A 16,581-nucleotide genomic window follows, 5' to 3' on the forward strand; every position below is an offset into this window, starting at 1 on the left:
AAACCAGAGTGAATGCGCATGCAATCATTGCTGTGAGCTGGCCCGCTGCGGCTGCCGCTTAATAGGCTGCGCGGTAGATCGCCATTACATCGGCCTCGGTGATGGGGCGTGGATTGTTGACCAGTAATCGGGTCTGGTTCATCGCGTCCTTCGCCAGGCGTGGCAGCCAGTCCTCGGTGACGTTCAAATCCCGGAGGCGCTGCGGCAGGCCGCAGTCGACCGAAAGCTGGGTGAGAGCTTCGCAGAATGCAGAAACCCGCTCCTGTCCCTGCAGAGCTGCCAGTTGCGGGAAGGCGTATGGTGCAAGATCGACATAGGCGGCGTGAGCGGTGACGGTATTGAAACGCAGCACATGCGGAAGAACGAGTGCATTGGACAATCCATGCGGTATGTGAAAATGCCCGCCCAGCGGATAGGCAAGCGCATGCACGGCTGCCACCGGCGAATTGGCGAAGGCCTGTCCTGCCAGCATTGATCCGAGCAGCATGTCGCTGCGTGCCGCGGTGTCTTTTCCGTCGCGCACGGAGCGCAACAGTGCGCTCCCCATCAGATGTAGCGCCTGCGTCGCAAGCCCACGAGAGAGGGGGTTGTTGTTGGCGCTTGCGGAGGCGTAGGCCTCAATGGCGTGCACCATGGCATCGATACCGGTGGCGGCTGTGACATGCGGCGGCAGCCCATAGGTCAGTTCGGGATCGAGAAGTGCCACATCCGGCAGCAGGACCGGCGAAACGACACCCATCTTTTCGGCAGCACCGGTCGTGACGATCGAAATCGGCGTCACTTCCGAGCCTGTGCCGGAAGTGGTCGGAACGAGGATCAGCGGCAGGCGCGGTCCCTTCGCATTTCCGACGCCATAGACCTGCGCAAGGGTTTCATTGCCGACGGCCAGAAGCGCCACGAGTTTTGCCACATCGAGGGAGGAGCCGCCGCCGAGACCGATGACGCCCTGGACGCCTGCTGAGCGGGCACGGTCGGTGGCCGCCAGAATGATCGCTTCGGGCGGGTCGCCCTCAACCTCGGCAAACAGCGTGAGTTCGATCCCGGCCGACTTTAAGACTTGTATTGCGCGCTCGACAATGCCGGTCTTCATCATGCCGGGGTCGGTAATCAGCATGGCTCGCGTGCCGAAAGTCGCAACAGCCAGCTCGCCGATCCGGGACAGAGCACCGACGCCAAATTGAATGCTGCGGGTGGTGTTGAAGGCGAAAGGCTGCATGGGGTTTCCTAGGAGTCTTTTTGTAGTCTATGGAGTGGCGGCTTTCGCGAGACTATGATCTGCCTCACCATACCCACATGGCGCATTGGAAAAAGCCATTGTCGGTGCTGGACCTGATCCAGATTGATTTAATGAATACGCATGCAATGCTGAAGCAACAGGCTGCCCTTGTCAATTGAGGGGCACAAGTTTACCGGACCATCCAGCGCCCGCGCGGCGCGCATTAGCATGGTCATCCGGCATGATGAGCCGGTCGCAGCTTGCGCCGGGCGGCAAAGCATGTGGATGGTAGCGGGCAAGGTATGCCAAGGGAGCGATGATGGCGCGGACGACAAGCAGGGCGACATCTTTCGACGTGGCGGCGCTGGCAGGCGTGTCGCAGTCTGCGGTTTCTCGCGCCTTTACGCCGGGCGCGAGCATTGCCGACGACACCCGTCACAAGGTGCTCGAGGCGGCGGCCAAGCTCAGCTATGTGCCCAATTCGATCGCCAGCAGTCTGACGACGAAGCGCAGCAATATCGTCGCGCTGATCCTCGGCGATATGAGCAATCCCTTCTATGTCCATGTGCTGCATGCGTTCAGCAACCGGTTGCAGGAAGAGGGTCGCCAAGTGCTGATCTTCACGCTCGACCGCAATGCCGATAGCGACGCTGCTATCCTGCAGGTCCTGAAGTATCAGGTCGATGGCGTCATCCTGACAGCGGCGCAGGCCTCGACCCGGATGACCGACATCTGCCACGAACGCGGCATACCGATCGTTCTATTCAACCGCTACATTCCCGGCAGCGATGCATCCTGCGTGCGGTGCGACAATGCCGGCGGGGGCCGGCAAATCGCCGAGGCGTTTCTGGCCGCCGGCGCACAGAAATTTGCGGTGATCGCCGGCGATCCGAAGGGCACGACAAGCCAGGACCGGGTGCGCGGCTTTATCGAGCGGATGCTGGAAAGTGGCGCAAGGCGAAGCGATATTGCCGTGCTAGAGGGACGTTCCAGCTATGACGGTGGCTACGCGGCAGCACTTAAGCACTTTTCGGCAAACACCCAGAGCCGTCCGGACGCACTCTTTTGCGTCAACGACATCATGGCCATGGGCGCCATGGACGCGCTGCGGTTCAAGCTCGGCGTAAAGATCCCTCAGGATCTGATGCTGGCCGGCTTCGACGATATTCCCGAGGGGCGGCGAGCGCCGTATCAGCTGACGACCGTTCGCCAGCCGGTCGACCTGATGGTCGAGGAGACACTGAGTGTGCTCAATCTTGACCAGCCGAGCCAGACGATCGAGCGCGGCATAGACCGGCCGATCAAGGGCAAGCTGATCTGGCGCAGCACCATCCCGGTCCCTGTCTCAAATTTTCGGGCTTAACCGTATGTTGACCATAGGTATGGACTTTGCCGCTCCGAAAGTTGCGGAGCGAGCCATGATCCCGAATGCCATTGCCGAGAAGCTGAAGCGCCAGTCGAAAGATGATTTCAAAGGGAGGCATTTCGAGGTGTGGCTGATCGTACAGGCAGTTGCCTGGTACTTGCGCTACCCGCTCAGCTATCGGGACTTGGAAGAAATGTTCGCGGACCCGCCTTCGAGGTTGATCATAGCACGATGAACCGCTGGGGCGACAAGCCCGTCAATACTCTATATCGCATCAATCACTCCAACCATCATGTCTGGCCATCGGAGCGGTTCCCGTGCAAGACGGCCGATAAAACGGTCAATCGATCGAAGCCGCATTTTTTCCGTTTGGTCGGGTCTCGACGTTAGTACCTGAAGGTGAGAGGCTTAGCACCCTCGCTAAAAGGACAGGTCGAGAAAAGCGTTCAGGATTCTCGTCCCCGCTTCTGGCAACAGATGCCGCACCTCCCGGTTTTGCTGTCTTTGAACGTCTGGCTGGACCAGCATTGCCTTATCCTGGGCAGGAAACACCGCACGGGAGCCTACACTGTTGGATCTCGTGAGGTGTTGAGCAATTTCGGCGAGTTAGCTCGATCCCAATAGCAAGTCGAAGGTTCGATACCTATCAAGGCCTCCGATTTACAAGTCTCCGTGCGTTCAGGCCCCCGCAACCAACAAAACGTGTAAATTCGAGCACTTCAAATATTTGCTCTGGAGCTCCTCGCCATAACGGTCGAGGAGTTTTTTGCGTTTTTTCCGCTTATCAATCTCGGCAGCCACAAGCCGCGCCATGAGAACGTTGCCAGCGGTCGCCATTAAATGTTGCTCCATAACATCGAGGACCGCCCTTCAAAGCCAATGATGTTGGCAATTGAACTATGCACCTGCAGGGATGATGGCTTATCGCCGGGTGTTCGCAAATTACCACCGTCTGGATCAGGACGCGAATGGCAACCTCGACATTGGGGATTGGACTGCTACTTCAGTCCGGCGATTTATTACAGATAATCGTCCGCCAGCACGTCGATGCAGGCGAGCCGAGACCACCTTCTAACGCGTGCTTCGAGTTCATCGTGCTGAGCGTCTAGGATGGCAAGGCGCGGCCGGCGCTCTGTGTGTTTGGCGTGAAAGGCGGTCAACCGACTGGACTGAACCCTCGTCGTTTTGGCAATGTCGGAGATACGGAAAGCGCTCCGGCCAACGCTCCCAGCATCCTGTTTCGGTCCCTGGCTGACGTTCGCAAAAGACGCCATATCTGTAGACGAGAGGTAGATTTCATTGCCACTGACTCGATTTTTTGCCAGTCTCTTCCCTGGACAATCTCGACCACGACATGATCGAAGCAACTCTTCAGGGATGACTGGAATAGTATGACAATGTTGAGAAATATCCCGAAGCATCTGAGTCCAGACGTTCTTTGGGCACTCGCAGCAATGGGGCATGGTGATTGTCTCGTAGTGGTGGATGCCAATTATCCAGCATATTCCCGTCATCAACGCGTCTTGCAGATTGTAGGGGTCCCTCTCGTTTCAATCATCACCGATATATTGAAGCTGATGCCGGTCGACGATTTCCTCGAAAAGCCCGTTGTGAAAATGGTCCCTGACGGCGACCTCGGCTACGGCACGTCGGTTCATGACGATGTCGAAAAAATAGTAAACGAAATAGAGCAGCGGGAGGTTGGCTTCCAGCCCGTTGAGAGGACGAGATTCTACGATGTGGCGGCTGGTGCATTTGCTGTTGTCGCGACTACGGACGATCGACCATTTGGATGTTTCATTTTCACAAAAGGCGTCATCCGATCTGTCTAATTTGCATCCAGCGGTTCAGTTTACCAGCCTTTTCATGTGGTCATGCCGCCCATCGAGCGCAGGATCTAACCTGCGAGCATGAGTCAGCAATGCAACGGAAAGTGGCTACTGCTCGTGATCTTGCCTAACAACATAGAGGAAAGAGCGCTTGCCACATCATCGGTCACGCCAGCGGTTCGCGTGTTGATGCCCTCTCCCCCAGCCAGGCCGCGGCTACGCCGACGGCCAACACGGCGCCTGTAAAATTGCCAAAGCCTAAGAGTTGCCACCGCCCAAACGAGCCGCGCGGAAGATTCGGCTGAAGCCAGCCGTTGAAGGGGAGGCGAAGATTGCAACGCCTACCGCAGCGTCGGCAAGACCCCTCCGACATAATCCGCAAAAGCAGTATGTCGGTCGGAACCACGGTCAACAACAACTGATTCCTGCCCACTGGAAATGCCGTGACGCACAACGCCGCCGCGCACCGGAGGGATACAATGCCGGTATACTTTTGGGAAACCCGCAGGCGCGCGCCGTCCGGAATAATCCAGTTCCACGATGTGGAGGTTGCACTCCTTCAACACCGGGTTGAGAACTCGCCGGTCCAAGCCGCTCGTTGGCCCAGTGCAATGTTCTCCGCTCCAATCTTCCCGCAGGTCTCCGCGTGCGAGGCCGTCGCCTCGCGCATGGAGTTGAAAGGCGAAATGACGAAACGCTGAATGGGGGATCACGCATCGGGTCAGCGGCTATCGGCCCTCGACAAAGGTTTCGCCTTTGCCATTGCCTTGTTCATCTTCCAACTGATGCCAATCCGCGCACGTGGCTTTGGCTGTTTTTATTCCAGTTGTTCGGCTGCAATCGTCAGATGTGCCTGTAAATCCTCTTGTCAGCTCACCAGCGCGCGGGCGGTCGGTTCGTCGGTGATCAGGCCTTTGAGGCGGCGGCTGCGCAGTACGGCGCGGATCGAGGCAAGCTTTTGCAACCCGCCCGCGATTGCTACGATGCGGGTCTGTTCAGGCGTTTCGAGATCGACCGAGAGCGTGCGGGCACTGAGCGTCGTTTCGAGGACGCGGCCATCTCCATCGAAGAAGTGGCCGAGCATTTCCCCGACAGCGCCGACGGCGGCGATTTCCGTGATTTCCCGCCGTTCGATCATACCGGAGGCAACAAGCTGTGCGCTGGCGTCTGCCGTTCCGATGCCGACGAATTTGAGGCCGGCACCGTTCGACATGTCAAAGATTTCCCGCACGCCGCGCTGGGCCAGCAGGATTTCGCGATCTTCTGCAGAGTTGGCAAAAAAGGGTACTGGCATCACATAGGATTGCGACCCGGTCTTCTCCGCCAGATTATACATCACGTCATGCGGATTTGCGGCGTAATTGCGGGTGAGCCCACCAAGCAGTGATACGAAGCACACGCCGGTCGCTTCAAAGCGCGGCATTTGGCGCACCGCAGCAGCCAGTGTGCGGCCATGGCCAAGGCCGATGACTTTGTAATCGCCACCCTCGATCGTGCGGCGCAGGAAGCTGGAGCCGGCAAGGCCGAGCGCGCGAAGCGGCAGGCCGTCCTCTCCCAGATCCGGCGCCACCTCGCAGGTAGCGAGCCCATAGCGATCGCAAAGCTGAGCTTCCAGTTCGGCGCATTCGACGATGGCGCCATCGATCGAGACCTTGACGGCACCGTCGGCCACCGCGCGTGCAATGAGTCGATGCGCCTTAACAGAGGGCACGCCGAGCCGTTTTGCCACCGCAGCCTGCGTCAGTCCGCCAGCGTAATGCAGCCAGGCCGCGCGGATCGCCAGGCTTTCTTCGGGATCGCTGTCACTGCGGCGGGCCATTGCTCTTCCTTCTGCTGCTGTCTGTCGTCAGGCTGGTCAAGACAAGGATCTCCTGCAATTCGCCCTCTGCGCCGTTTCCTGCAAGAGCCGCTATCTGATGAGATCGGATCAGATATGCAGGTCCTTGATGCCAATCTCGATATGGGGTGCCCAGAAGGCAATGCTTTCGGCGATCTGGGAAATCACCTGACGGTCGTTCGGATCGCGCTCCTTGAAGGACAGTTCTAGGCAGATCTCGTTGTTCTCCGCGCCGCCTTGCGCAAAGGCTTCGAGCAGCGGCTCGGGATGGATGCGGCCCTTGGCGTTGAATTCGGCGATGAACGGCCGGTGACCGCCCTTGTCCATCAGGCTCTGCTTGATGTGGATGATCGGCGACACTTTTGGCACGGCGCGGGCCCAGGCATAAGGGTCGAAATCGTCCGGATTGGCGGAGGTGACATCGCCGTGGTCGATATCGGCCATCATCCACATCGGGATCGCCATATTCGCTGATGTCAGCCGATCCTGAAGGTGAAGACAGCCTGCGATCGTTTCGCCGAATTCGCGCCCGACGCTCATCGGTTCCCAGAACAGGAAGGAGAGGCCGGCACCCTTGGCATGTTCCGCCACCTCGGCCCAGCAATCGATGGCGATCTTGATCAGCTCTTCGCGACGGGCCGGATCATCGAAATCCTTATAGGTGAAGATCGCAAACTGCGTGCCGACGGAGGTGCCGCCGAGATCGGCGGTGATATCGGCAAAGGTCTTGAACCAGTCGATATAATAGCGCCGCACATCGGCATCCGGATGGCCGAAATGGTTGAGGCGGCCATAGGGTCCGGTCATGCCGCTGGTCACGCGAACGCCGGTGCGGTTAAGGGCAGTGCCCATCTCCCGCGTCAGGCGGCGGATGACGGGCGCCGGCCAGCTCGGGTTGATGAACTCATGGGTCAGCTGCAGGTCGCGGACTTTCAGGTCGCGCGCCACCGTTTCGATGAGATCGGCCGGCTCGGCAAAACGGTTCACCAGCGGGTTGGTGTTGAGGGAAAGCGTCAGCGGCATGGGCGGTCTCCGGTCTCAGGCGGCACTGGCGAGATTTGCTTCGTCAAACCAGGCGGTAAAGGCAGCCTGTTCTGCCTCAGTCAAGTGCAGGTAATGTTTCGTGCGGCGGTAGAGCACGTCCTTGGCTGTGCGTGCCCATTCGCTTTTCACGAGGTAGCGCACCTCCGCCTCGTAAAGCTGGCCACCGAAATGCCGGCCTAGATCTGCAAGACTATCTGCCGTGCCGGCAATCTGGCGCGTGCGCGTGCCGTAAAGGCGGCCGTAATGCTGCAGAAGCGCACGCGGCATCCACGGATAAAGATCACGTAAGGTATTGGCAAAACTCTCGTAGTCAGCATTGGGCATGTCGCCGCCAGGAAGCGGCGCCGTTTCCGTCCAGTTGCCCCCCATTGTGGGAAAGACCTGGGTCAGCTTCTGCATCCCGCGCTCGGCAAGCTCGCGGAACGTGGTGATCTTGCCGCCGAACACATTGAGGAGCGGCGCGCCGCCCGTTTCGTCGAGATCAAAGACATAGTCGCGCGTGACGGCCGACGGATTGCCCTTCCCATCGTCAAACAGGGGCCGCACACCGGAAAACGTGTGCAGCACATCCTGGCGCCGGAGCTTTTCCTTGAAATACCGGTTCACGGCAGACAGGAGATACTCGATCTCCCGCTCGTCGGCACTCACCTCTTCGGCACGGCCTTCATAGGCAATATCGGTGGTGCCGATCAGAGCCTTGTCTCCCTCGTAAGGGTTGATGAAGATCACCCGCTTGTCGTGGTTCTGCACCAGATAGGCCTGCGGCCCTGCCCACCATTTGGGCACGATGATATGGCTGCCCTTGACGAGGCGCACATTGCGCGCCGAGTTGGAGCCGGCCACCCGGCCGATAATGTCCGATACCCACGGGCCGGCGCAATTGGCAATGCAGCGGGCGCGGAATTGGCGAGTTTCGCCGGTCAGAACATTCTTCGTGGTAATGGACCAGGCGCTGTCTTCGCGCCGTGCGGTGACGGCGGCTGTGCGGGTCAGAACCTCGCAGCCCTTTTCTGCGGCATCCACTGCGTTCAGTACGACCAGGCGCGCATCGTCCACCCAGCAGTCGGAGTATTCAAACCCCTTGGTGTAGTCGTCGAGGATCGGTGCGCCTTCGGGATCGCGGGTGAGATCCAGCGTACGGGTACCCGGCAGTTTCTTGCGGCCGCCGAGGTGATCGTAGAGAAAGAGGCCGAGCCGTACCAGCCAGGCGGGGCGATCCTGCGGGCTATGCGGCAGAACGAACCGCATCGGCCAGATGATGTGCGGGGCGGCCTTCAGCAGCACCTCGCGTTCGATCAGCGCCTCGCGCACCAGACGGAATTCGTAGTATTCGAGATAACGCAAACCGCCATGCACCAGCTTGCCGGAGCGGGAGGACGTGCCTTCGGCCAGATCGTCCTTCTCGCACAAGACCACTTTGAGGCCGCGGCCGGCAGCGTCGCGCGCCATCCCGGCGCCATTGATGCCGCCGCCAATGACGAACAGATCGATCATCTGTGTTTGCGTGCTCATGTCTTTTTCCTCTGAAGTGTCGCATCGCGGGCCGCCGCCAGCCTCGTCCAGGCGGGAACAAGCGCGTGACGCGCGGATTGGAAAGCGGGAAACAGCCGATCATAGGTGGCGGCAAGTTCTGCGTTCGGGGTCTCCGGTGCAGCAAGCAGCGGCGTCACCCATTCGCCAACGCAGGCGTTCATGTCGGGATAGGCGCCGATGGCAACGGCTGCCATCATTGCGGCACCCGCAGCGCCTGCCTCTTCACGATCGGAGACGCGGACCGGCGCGTTGATCGCAGCTGAGAGAACCGCGCGCAGACCGCGCGAGCGCGCCGCGCCGCCGCTGAGGCGTAGTTCCGAGGGAAGGCCGCCCATCGCCGCATAACAATCGCGCATCGCCATGCCGAGACCTTCAACCACGGCGCGCACCAGATCCGGGTAACGATGACTGGCCGAAAGGCCGATGAAACCGGCACGGGCCTGCGCGTTAACGAAAGGCCCACGCTCGCCAGCTTCGGAAATATAGGGATGGTAGGCGATCTGGCCGGGAGTGGATTTTTCAAGCCAGCCCTCAATACGGCCCATCAGGTCGCGTGGTGTGATCTCCTGTCCCATCTCGCGCAGCAGGTCTGTGCCAAGGCTTAAGACCCAGTCGAGATTGAGGGTGGCGGCCATATTGGTTTGGGCCTGCACGACCGTATTCGGTACGGGGAGCGCCATGACATATCCGGTGCCTTCGGCGTTGAGATGTACGCCGGCGATATTGGTTGCCCGCATGTGGACGCCGGTCGAGCCGACGATGGAGCAGGCGGTATCGCCGGTACCACCATAAACGCCGGCACCCAGCGCCGTCATCACCATGTCCACGTAACCGAGGCAGACGGGCGTGCCCTCCAGCAAACCCGTCTGTTTTGCCGCCGTCGCTGTCAGCGGATTGAGGGTCTGCGTGCCCTCGATGATTTCAGGCAGCAGATGGCGGCGGTGGCCAAGACCCAGCGCGTCAAAAACCTGGTCCTCATAACCGCGCGTGCGGAAATTCCCGAAGGTAAAATTTGCTTCCGACGGATCGGTGGCGCGCACGTCTGTGAGGTTGAGATAAAGCCAGTCCTTGCAATGGAGGGCAACGTCGGCAGAATCGAGAAGTTCTGGAAAAAACCGGTCCATATGCGCCATTTGCGCACCCTGCTGGCAGGTGTTTAGCCCTGTACCCGTCAGTTCGAAACGCGCCCGGTTCTCAGTCTTTGCGGCAAGCACATCAACGGTCGGGGCCGCGCGGGCGTCGAGCCACAGCCAGGCATCGCCAACGGGCCGGTTATCGCGGTCGACAAGCCATGTACCGTCGCCCTGAGCAGTCAACGCAACCGCTGCCGTCCGACGGGCAAGATCCGTGACCTGCTCTCCAAGACCGCGTAGCGCCCGCGTGCAATCGGCCCAGGTTCTGTCGAGCGGCTGCGTCGCGGATCCATCGGAACCGGACAGGTAGCTGTTGGGCACGCTGGAGGACGAGATCTGCCGGCCTGCCAGATCGAAGGCCACCGCCTTGATGACCGAGGTGCCGGCATCAATGCCGATGATCACATCACGCATGGCGCATACCGCGGATCGTCGCATGGACAGGGACGCACAAAGGCGCCTTGGAGATAGTCTTCATGCAGTTTCATCCTCCTCCGCGCGATACCGTTGCATCTTGTCGACGGCATTCCTCACCCCGGATCGCTCGCACGTTGATAATACATATCACAATGATAACAAGAAACATGATTTTTTTTGCAGACGCGGAAGTTTTTTTCAGATATGTTAGAAAGCTATAAGGTTTTTCGTTGCTTGCGTGCGGCCGGCGCTGTCTCGCTACATGCGACAGTCTTTTGCGCTGGTACGCTCGCCTCGGCCACCGGCAGACTTTAGCGCGAACACATCGTGGTTTGCGGATTTTTGTTTAAGTTGAAGACATTGCTGCAAGTGCGTTGTGTCGGTCCGCAAGAGTGCTTTGCCCTGCAAGAGCGTCGGGCGACTTGCACAATCGGCGGCCGGCGCGCCTGGAAGGCCTCCGGAGCTGGCGAATGTGCCGTCGATCCCGTGCAATATCTCACCTCTGCGTGAGCGATCTCTCAAAAAGAACCTGTCTTCAACATAACATACTTGACGACCTATATAACGTGAATATAGCGTAGAGGGATGAAGCGATCGTAGGGCCTGGAGGAGGCGCTGCGGCTATCAAGAATGGGAGGAGACCATGCTGCTTTACGCCGCGCGCTGCACGCGTTTCCCGCCGATCAGGAAGGCCCGGCTTCGGGCTGCCTTCCTGCTTCTTTCCATACTCTTTCAACATCGGGCGAAAGGCGAGGCCGGCTCATGAGCACCCTCCAATCTTCAGTCGCCGCATTGCGTGCGCGCAAAGCCAAGCAATCGTCGAAGCGCACGGGTGTCGTCCTTGTGGGTGCCGGCCTGCTTGTTCTGTCTGCCATCGCGCTCGACACGACGGTTGTCCATGTCGGGTCGGAAGCCGATGTTCGCCAGCAGGCGTTTTCGCCCGATACGTTCGGCACAAAGGAATTTCCGCGTGTTCAGTCGGTGGTGGTGGAAAAGGCTGCCGACGCCGTGGCGATCGCGCCGGAAGTGCTTGCCGACAAGGCTGCTGCCGGCAAGAAATACGGCACCGCGTCTACGACCGGTACGGTGATGATGGTCAAATTTTCCGGTGTCGTGGGGGAAGGCAAGTCCGGCATCTATGAGGTGGCTGTCGCCGGAATGCCGGCCGATATCAAGCTGCGCATGCAGACCGGGCCCGCCATCAACGGCACAGATCTGCGCGATGCGCCGGGCGATATCGCCTTCGGGTCGTTCAAGAACCAGATCGAATACCAGGACGCCGGTTCGGCCATCAACCGCGCCATGAAGGCCTCGGTGCTCGATCCGATCGATACGTCGGCGCTGAGGGGCAAGACAGTCGACGTCGTCGGCGCCTTTCGCCTCGTCAACCCGAAAAACTGGTTGATCACGCCGGTGAAAGTGGATGTGAAATGAGCGAGCCAGAGACGAAAGGCCCCCGCCGCGGCGATGTCGTGCTGTCGGCGCGCAACATCGCCAAGTCTTATGGCAACATCCATGCTCTTAAGGGCGTGAATTTCGATATCCGTTATGGCCAGGTCACCACGCTGTTCGGCGAAAATGGTGCCGGCAAGTCGACGCTGATGAAGATCCTGTCTGGCGTCGTTCAGCCGACATCGGGTGAAATCGTGCTGGATGGCGAGGGTGTGAACTTTACCTCGTCGACCGAGGCGCGTGACCACGGCATCTCGATCATCCACCAAGAACTCAGCCTGGCACCCAATCTTTCGGTGCGCGACAACGTGTTCATGGGCCGCGAGATCCAGGGCGCCACGGGCGTAGATTTTGCCGAGGAAGAGCGTCAGGTGCGGCTTCTGCTCGAAGAGTTGGAAGAAGACATCGACCCGCTGACGCCCGTAGAAGACCTGCGTCTCGGCCAGCAGCAGATCGTGGAAATCGCCCGCGCGCTGTCAATCGACAGCCGCATCCTGATCATGGACGAGCCAACCTCGGCGCTTTCGGCGGCCGAAGTCGAGGTGCTGTTCAAGGTTATTCGGGATCTCACAGCCAAGGGCGTATCGATCGTTTATATCTCGCACCATCTCGAAGAAGCGCTGGAAATCACCGATCACGCCGTCGTGCTGCGCGATGGTACCATGACCGCTTATGCGCCGCGCGCCGAGATCGATCTGGAATGGATCGTGCGCAACATGGTGGGCGAACATTATGATCTCGGATCCCCGCCGTCAGGTTATGCTTTTGGAGAAACGGCGCTTTCGGTGGTCGATCTGACGGTTGCCGATCCCAATGCCGGCTTCAACCTAGTGGACCGCCTGTCGCTCGATGTGAAGGCCGGCGAAATCGTCTGCATCTACGGGCTGATGGGGGCAGGGCGCACCGAGTTGCTGGAAACGCTGGCCGGCCGCCTCAAGCCGAAATCCGGCAGTATCTTTCTGGAGGGCGAGGAAATCTCGTCGCTGTCGATTGCCGATCGCATTGCCTGTGGTCTAGCGCTCGTGCCGGAAGACCGCCAGCGCGATGGCTTGGTGCAGACCATGAGCGTCGGTGAAAACATGTCGCTCGCATCGATCATGAATTTCACCCGCGGCCTCTTTACCAGCCGGCGGATCGAGCAGTCGCTGATTGCCGATACCATCCGTAAGGTCACCGTGAAAACGTCTGGCGGTGGCGCCCCCATCGGCTCTCTTTCGGGGGGCAACCAGCAGAAGGTGGTCATCGGCAAGATGCTGGCGACCGATCCGACCGTGCTCCTGCTCGACGAGCCATCGCGCGGCATCGATATCGGCGCCAAGGCAGAAGTGTTTAAGCTTCTGGCAGAGCGCGCGCGCACCGGTCTGGCGGTGGTATTTTCCACGTCGGAAGTCAGCGAGTGCCTGTCGGTCGCACATCGCATCATCGTCATGCACAAGGGTCGCATCTCGGCCGAGTTCGATTCGAGCGTCACCAAGGAAAAGATCATGGCTGCCTCCGGTGAGTCTGTGGCTGCCTGATGCCGTCAATTGGGGAATTCTAGACCATGAACCAAGCCATCGCACCGAAAGCCGAAACTGCCAAAGTCGACAAAGCTGGCGGCATGAGCATCGGCCAACTCCTTTTGGAGGGGCGCGCCTTCTTCGCCCTGATCCTCATCATTGCCGTGTTTTCCTACCTGTCGCCGAACTATTTCACCGTCGCCAATTTTCTCATCATGGCTTCGCATGTCGCCATTTACGGTATCCTTGCCATCGGCATGCTGCTAGTGATCCTAAACGGCGGCATTGACCTGTCGGTCGGCTCGATCCTTGCACTCTGCGGGGTCGTTGCCGGCGCCATGATGCAGGGCGTCGAGCTTTCGGCCTTCGGCGTCATCCTTTACCCGCCGGTCTGGGCGGTAGTGGTGCTGACCTGCCTGTTCGGCGCTTTTGTTGGCGCCATCAACGGCATCCTGGTCGCCTGGTTCCGCGTGCCGGCCTTCGTTGCAACGCTCGGCGTCATGTATGTTGCCCGCGGTATCGCGCTGTTGCAGACCAATGGCCTCACCTACAACAACCTGTCGGGCCGTCCCGAACTTGGCAATACCGGCTTCGACTGGCTTGGCTTCAACCGTCTGGCTGGCGTCCCCATCTCCGTCATCGTTCTGACCGTGATCGCCCTCTTGGCCGGCCTGATGCTTGCCCGCTCGGCTTTTGGCCGTTGGCTGTATGCATCTGGTGGCAACGAGCGGGCGGCAGATCTCTCCGGCGTGCCGGTCAAACGCGTCAAGATCACCGTCTATACGCTCTCCGGTATCCTTTCGGCCATTGCCGGGCTGGTGCTGTCATCACAGCTGACATCTGCTGGCCCGACAGCCGGCAGCACCTATGAACTGACGGCAATTGCCGCTGTGGTTGTCGGCGGTGCGGCACTGACCGGTGGTCGCGGCACGGTACGCGGCACGATGCTTGGCGCTTTCGTCATCGGTTTCCTTTCCGATGGCCTGGTCATCATCGGCGTCTCGTCCTACTGGCAGACCGTTTTCACCGGCTCGGTTATCGTGCTGGCCGTCCTCATGAACACAATTCAGTACGGCTCCGGCGCACGCAAGGGCTGACGTCCAAGAACTTGTCCGCAAAGGCCTGTTGGGAGGGTACCGCGGAAAGGATGCCTGAAGAGGCGAAGACTGCAACATTCCAATGGGAGTAGAAAATGTTGAAATCCTTTCAGAAATTCATGCTTGCCGCCGTCGCGACAGGCCTCATGACGACAGCTGCCATGGCAGACGGCCTGATCTCGATCATCGTCACGGATCCGGCCAACCCCTACTGGCGCACCGAAGGTGAAGTTGCCAAGAAGACGGCGGAAGGCCTTGGCTACAAGGCGAATGTCGCCGCCCACAAGGGCGACACCAACACCGAATCGACCCTCATCGATACGGCGATCACCAACAAGTCGGCCGCCATCATCCTCGATCCAGCCAATGCCGATGGTTCGGTCGGCGCGGTGAAGAAGGCTGTTGCCGCGGGTATCCCGGTCATTCTCGTCAATGCCGAGATCAACCAGGAAGGTCTTGCCAAGGCGCAGCTCGTTTCCAACAACGCGCAAGGGGCAGCGCTTGGTGCCGAAACCTGGATCTCGATGGTCGGCGAAAAGGGCACCTATGTGGAGCTGTTCGGCAACCCCGCAGACAACAATGCCGCGACCCGCTCTAACGGCTACGAAACCGTCATTACCCAGTATCCGGACATGAAGAAGGTCGGCAGGGAAGTGGCCAACTGGGATCGCACCCAGGGCTACCAGAAGATGCAGTCCCTGCTTCAGGCCAACCCGAGCATCAACGGCGTTATCGCCGGCAATGACGAAATGGCGCTGGGTGCGATTGCAGCGCTGAAGGAAGCCGGCAAGCTCGACAAGGTCAAGGTCGGCGGCTTCGACGGTTCGCCGGATGCGGTTGCCGCCATCAAGTCCGGCGAGATGCAGTATACGGTGCTCCAGCCGGTTGCCGTCTTCTCGGCCGAAGCCGTGAAGCAGGCCGATTCCTTCATCAAGACGGGCAAGACCGGCGCTGCCACCGAAAAGCAGCTCTTCGATTGCCTGCTGATCACCAAGGACAACGTCGACAAGTATACCGGCCCGTTCACGCTCTCGCAGTAAACGGATACGATCTATCCGGGGCCGCACTCGCTGCGGCCCCGACCTCTTGCGATTTCAGCTCTTCTTTGCGGGAAAGTCATTCCAACCGGTGGCGCCCCGCTGAAGACGTGCTAGATGTCGATTGCACCAGAGGCGCGTATGGCGTGCGGATGTTCCCTGTGAGCGAGCAGCGGTGCGACAGACCGGAGCCATGGAGATGTGCGTTCACCAGTTCGCGCGGTTCTCCGGGAGATGTGGGCAATAAGCATGCGCGACCAACAGGAACGTCCTCTCGAGCGCCTGATGGGCGAGGAGATTTCCAGCGATAGCCGCCAAGCCCGCCAGATCGCTCGAAGGCAGCTGGTGGCCGAGGCCGTGATGGCTGAGGGCACGATGCGCATCGAGGATCTGACCGAGCGGTTTGGCATCAGTCTGATGACCGCTCACCGCGATCTCGATGAGTTGGTGAGCCGCGGCCTGCTCCGCAAGACACGCGGCATTGTCTCAGCGGCACCGACAAGCCTCATCGAATCCAGTGACGTCTATCGATCCACGCGGCAGGCATCCGAAAAGCGCGCCATTGCTGCTGCTGCTGCCGAGTTTATCCAGCCGGGGCAGGCGATCTTCTTTGATGATTCCACGACCGTTTTGCAAATGGTGCCGCATCTTTCAGCGCGCGTGCCGCTCACGGCGATTACCAATTCCATCACGATGATCAATGCCCTGCGTGAGGTGAGCGACCTGACGCTGCTCTGTCTTGGCGGGCAGTTCCAGAACTGGTGCAATGCCTTCATGGGACCCGTGACCACCAACGAGATCCGCCGCCTGCGCCCCGATCAGGTGTTTCTCTCCGTATCCGCCATCAGTGAAGACATGCTGTTTCACCAGTCTCCGGATATGGTGGACATCAAGCGGGCCATGTTCGAATGCGCCTCGCGCCGCATCCTGCTGGTCGACCATACCAAATTCGAGCGGCGCGCGCTGCATGCCATGGGATCGCTGGATGAATTCGACGTGGTCATCGTCGACAGCGCCACGCCTCCGCGCACCATTGAGCGGCTGCGCGCGCGAGGCATCAATCTCGTCGTTGCCGCACCAAACGGCAATGCGGATGATACAAAGAGTGATTTGTAACAGTA

Annotated in this window: 13 protein-coding genes and 1 pseudogene; 8 read left to right on the forward strand and 6 right to left on the reverse strand. The window is 59.7% G+C overall.

Annotation, left to right across the window (positions count from 1 at the left end):
• Positions 1 to 58: 58 nt before the first annotated feature.
• Positions 59 to 1,216 carry an iron-containing alcohol dehydrogenase gene (locus tag ACQY1J_RS00205; protein ID WP_430249649.1) on the reverse strand — a complete coding sequence of 386 codons (1,158 nt, stop codon included), beginning with the start codon at positions 1,214 to 1,216 and terminating at the stop codon, positions 59 to 61.
• A 319-nt stretch (positions 1,217 to 1,535) separates the two neighbouring features.
• On the opposite strand from ACQY1J_RS00205, the gene ACQY1J_RS00210 reads away from it, so the two are divergent.
• Both ACQY1J_RS00210 and ACQY1J_RS00215 read left to right on the forward strand, forming a co-directional pair.
• Positions 1,536 to 2,579 (forward strand): LacI family DNA-binding transcriptional regulator, encoded by a 1,044-nt coding sequence (locus ACQY1J_RS00210; RefSeq protein ID WP_430249650.1) that lies wholly within the window; start codon positions 1,536 to 1,538, stop codon positions 2,577 to 2,579.
• A 55-nt stretch (positions 2,580 to 2,634) separates the two neighbouring features.
• Positions 2,635 to 2,825 (forward strand): annotated as a pseudogene (locus tag ACQY1J_RS00215) (IS6 family transposase); the annotation flags it as partial.
• 435 nt (positions 2,826 to 3,260) lie between these two features.
• On the opposite strand, the gene ACQY1J_RS00220 reads toward ACQY1J_RS00215, so the two are convergent.
• The gene (locus tag ACQY1J_RS00220) at positions 3,261 to 3,419 is read right to left on the reverse strand and encodes a hypothetical protein (RefSeq protein ID WP_175487277.1); all 159 of its coding nucleotides are present in this window, start codon (positions 3,417 to 3,419) and stop codon (positions 3,261 to 3,263) included.
• A 560-nt stretch (positions 3,420 to 3,979) separates the two neighbouring features.
• Between ACQY1J_RS00220 and ACQY1J_RS00225 the strand changes: the two genes are divergently transcribed.
• Positions 3,980 to 4,414, forward strand: coding sequence for an RbsD/FucU family protein (locus ACQY1J_RS00225; protein WP_430249651.1), 435 nt, complete (start codon positions 3,980 to 3,982; stop codon positions 4,412 to 4,414).
• 865 nt (positions 4,415 to 5,279) lie between these two features.
• On the opposite strand, the gene ACQY1J_RS00230 is transcribed toward ACQY1J_RS00225, so the two are convergent.
• The 4 genes from ACQY1J_RS00230 to ACQY1J_RS00245 form a co-directional block, all read right to left on the reverse strand.
• Positions 5,280 to 6,230 carry a sugar-binding transcriptional regulator gene (locus tag ACQY1J_RS00230; RefSeq protein WP_192079046.1) on the reverse strand — a complete coding sequence of 317 codons (951 nt, stop codon included), beginning with the start codon at positions 6,228 to 6,230 and terminating at the stop codon, positions 5,280 to 5,282.
• A gap of 108 nt (positions 6,231 to 6,338) precedes the next feature.
• Entirely contained in the window at positions 6,339 to 7,271 is a 933-nt protein-coding gene (locus tag ACQY1J_RS00235; RefSeq protein ID WP_430249652.1) for a sugar phosphate isomerase/epimerase family protein, read from the reverse strand.
• Positions 7,272 to 7,286: 15 nt separating this feature from the next.
• Positions 7,287 to 8,804: a glycerol-3-phosphate dehydrogenase gene (locus tag ACQY1J_RS00240; protein ID WP_092663369.1), complete on the reverse strand. Its 1,518-nt coding sequence runs from the start codon at positions 8,802 to 8,804 to the stop codon at positions 7,287 to 7,289.
• Entirely contained in the window at positions 8,801 to 10,372 is a 1,572-nt protein-coding gene (locus ACQY1J_RS00245; RefSeq protein WP_430249653.1) for an FGGY-family carbohydrate kinase, read from the reverse strand. Before ACQY1J_RS00245 ends, ACQY1J_RS00240 begins: the two co-directional genes overlap by 4 nt.
• Before the next feature lie 765 nt (positions 10,373 to 11,137).
• Between ACQY1J_RS00245 and ACQY1J_RS00250 the strand changes: the two genes are divergently transcribed.
• The 5 genes from ACQY1J_RS00250 (at position 11,138) to ACQY1J_RS00270 (ending at position 16,576) form a co-directional block, all read left to right on the forward strand.
• The gene (locus ACQY1J_RS00250) at positions 11,138 to 11,809 is read left to right on the forward strand and encodes a DUF2291 family protein (protein ID WP_430249654.1); all 672 of its coding nucleotides are present in this window, start codon (positions 11,138 to 11,140) and stop codon (positions 11,807 to 11,809) included.
• Positions 11,806 to 13,344, forward strand: a complete 1,539-nt coding sequence (locus ACQY1J_RS00255; RefSeq protein ID WP_209898989.1) for a sugar ABC transporter ATP-binding protein — start codon at positions 11,806 to 11,808, stop codon at positions 13,342 to 13,344. Before ACQY1J_RS00250 ends, ACQY1J_RS00255 begins: the two co-directional genes overlap by 4 nt.
• A 26-nt stretch (positions 13,345 to 13,370) precedes the next feature.
• Complete coding sequence (locus ACQY1J_RS00260) at positions 13,371 to 14,423, forward strand: ABC transporter permease (protein WP_062578340.1); 1,053 nt, start codon at positions 13,371 to 13,373, stop codon at positions 14,421 to 14,423.
• 119 nt (positions 14,424 to 14,542) lie between these two features.
• A complete protein-coding gene (locus ACQY1J_RS00265) occupies positions 14,543 to 15,463 on the forward strand; it encodes a D-ribose ABC transporter substrate-binding protein (RefSeq protein ID WP_430249976.1) in 921 nt (306 codons plus the stop codon).
• Positions 15,464 to 15,709: 246 nt separating this feature from the next.
• Positions 15,710 to 16,576 (forward strand): DeoR/GlpR family DNA-binding transcription regulator, encoded by an 867-nt coding sequence (locus ACQY1J_RS00270; protein WP_062578335.1) that lies wholly within the window; start codon positions 15,710 to 15,712, stop codon positions 16,574 to 16,576.
• Positions 16,577 to 16,581 lie beyond the last annotated feature (5 nt).

The sequence above is a fragment of the Neorhizobium sp. DAR64860/K0K1 genome (assembly GCF_050500205.1).
Classification (GTDB): Bacteria; Pseudomonadota; Alphaproteobacteria; order Rhizobiales; family Rhizobiaceae; genus Neorhizobium; species Neorhizobium soli.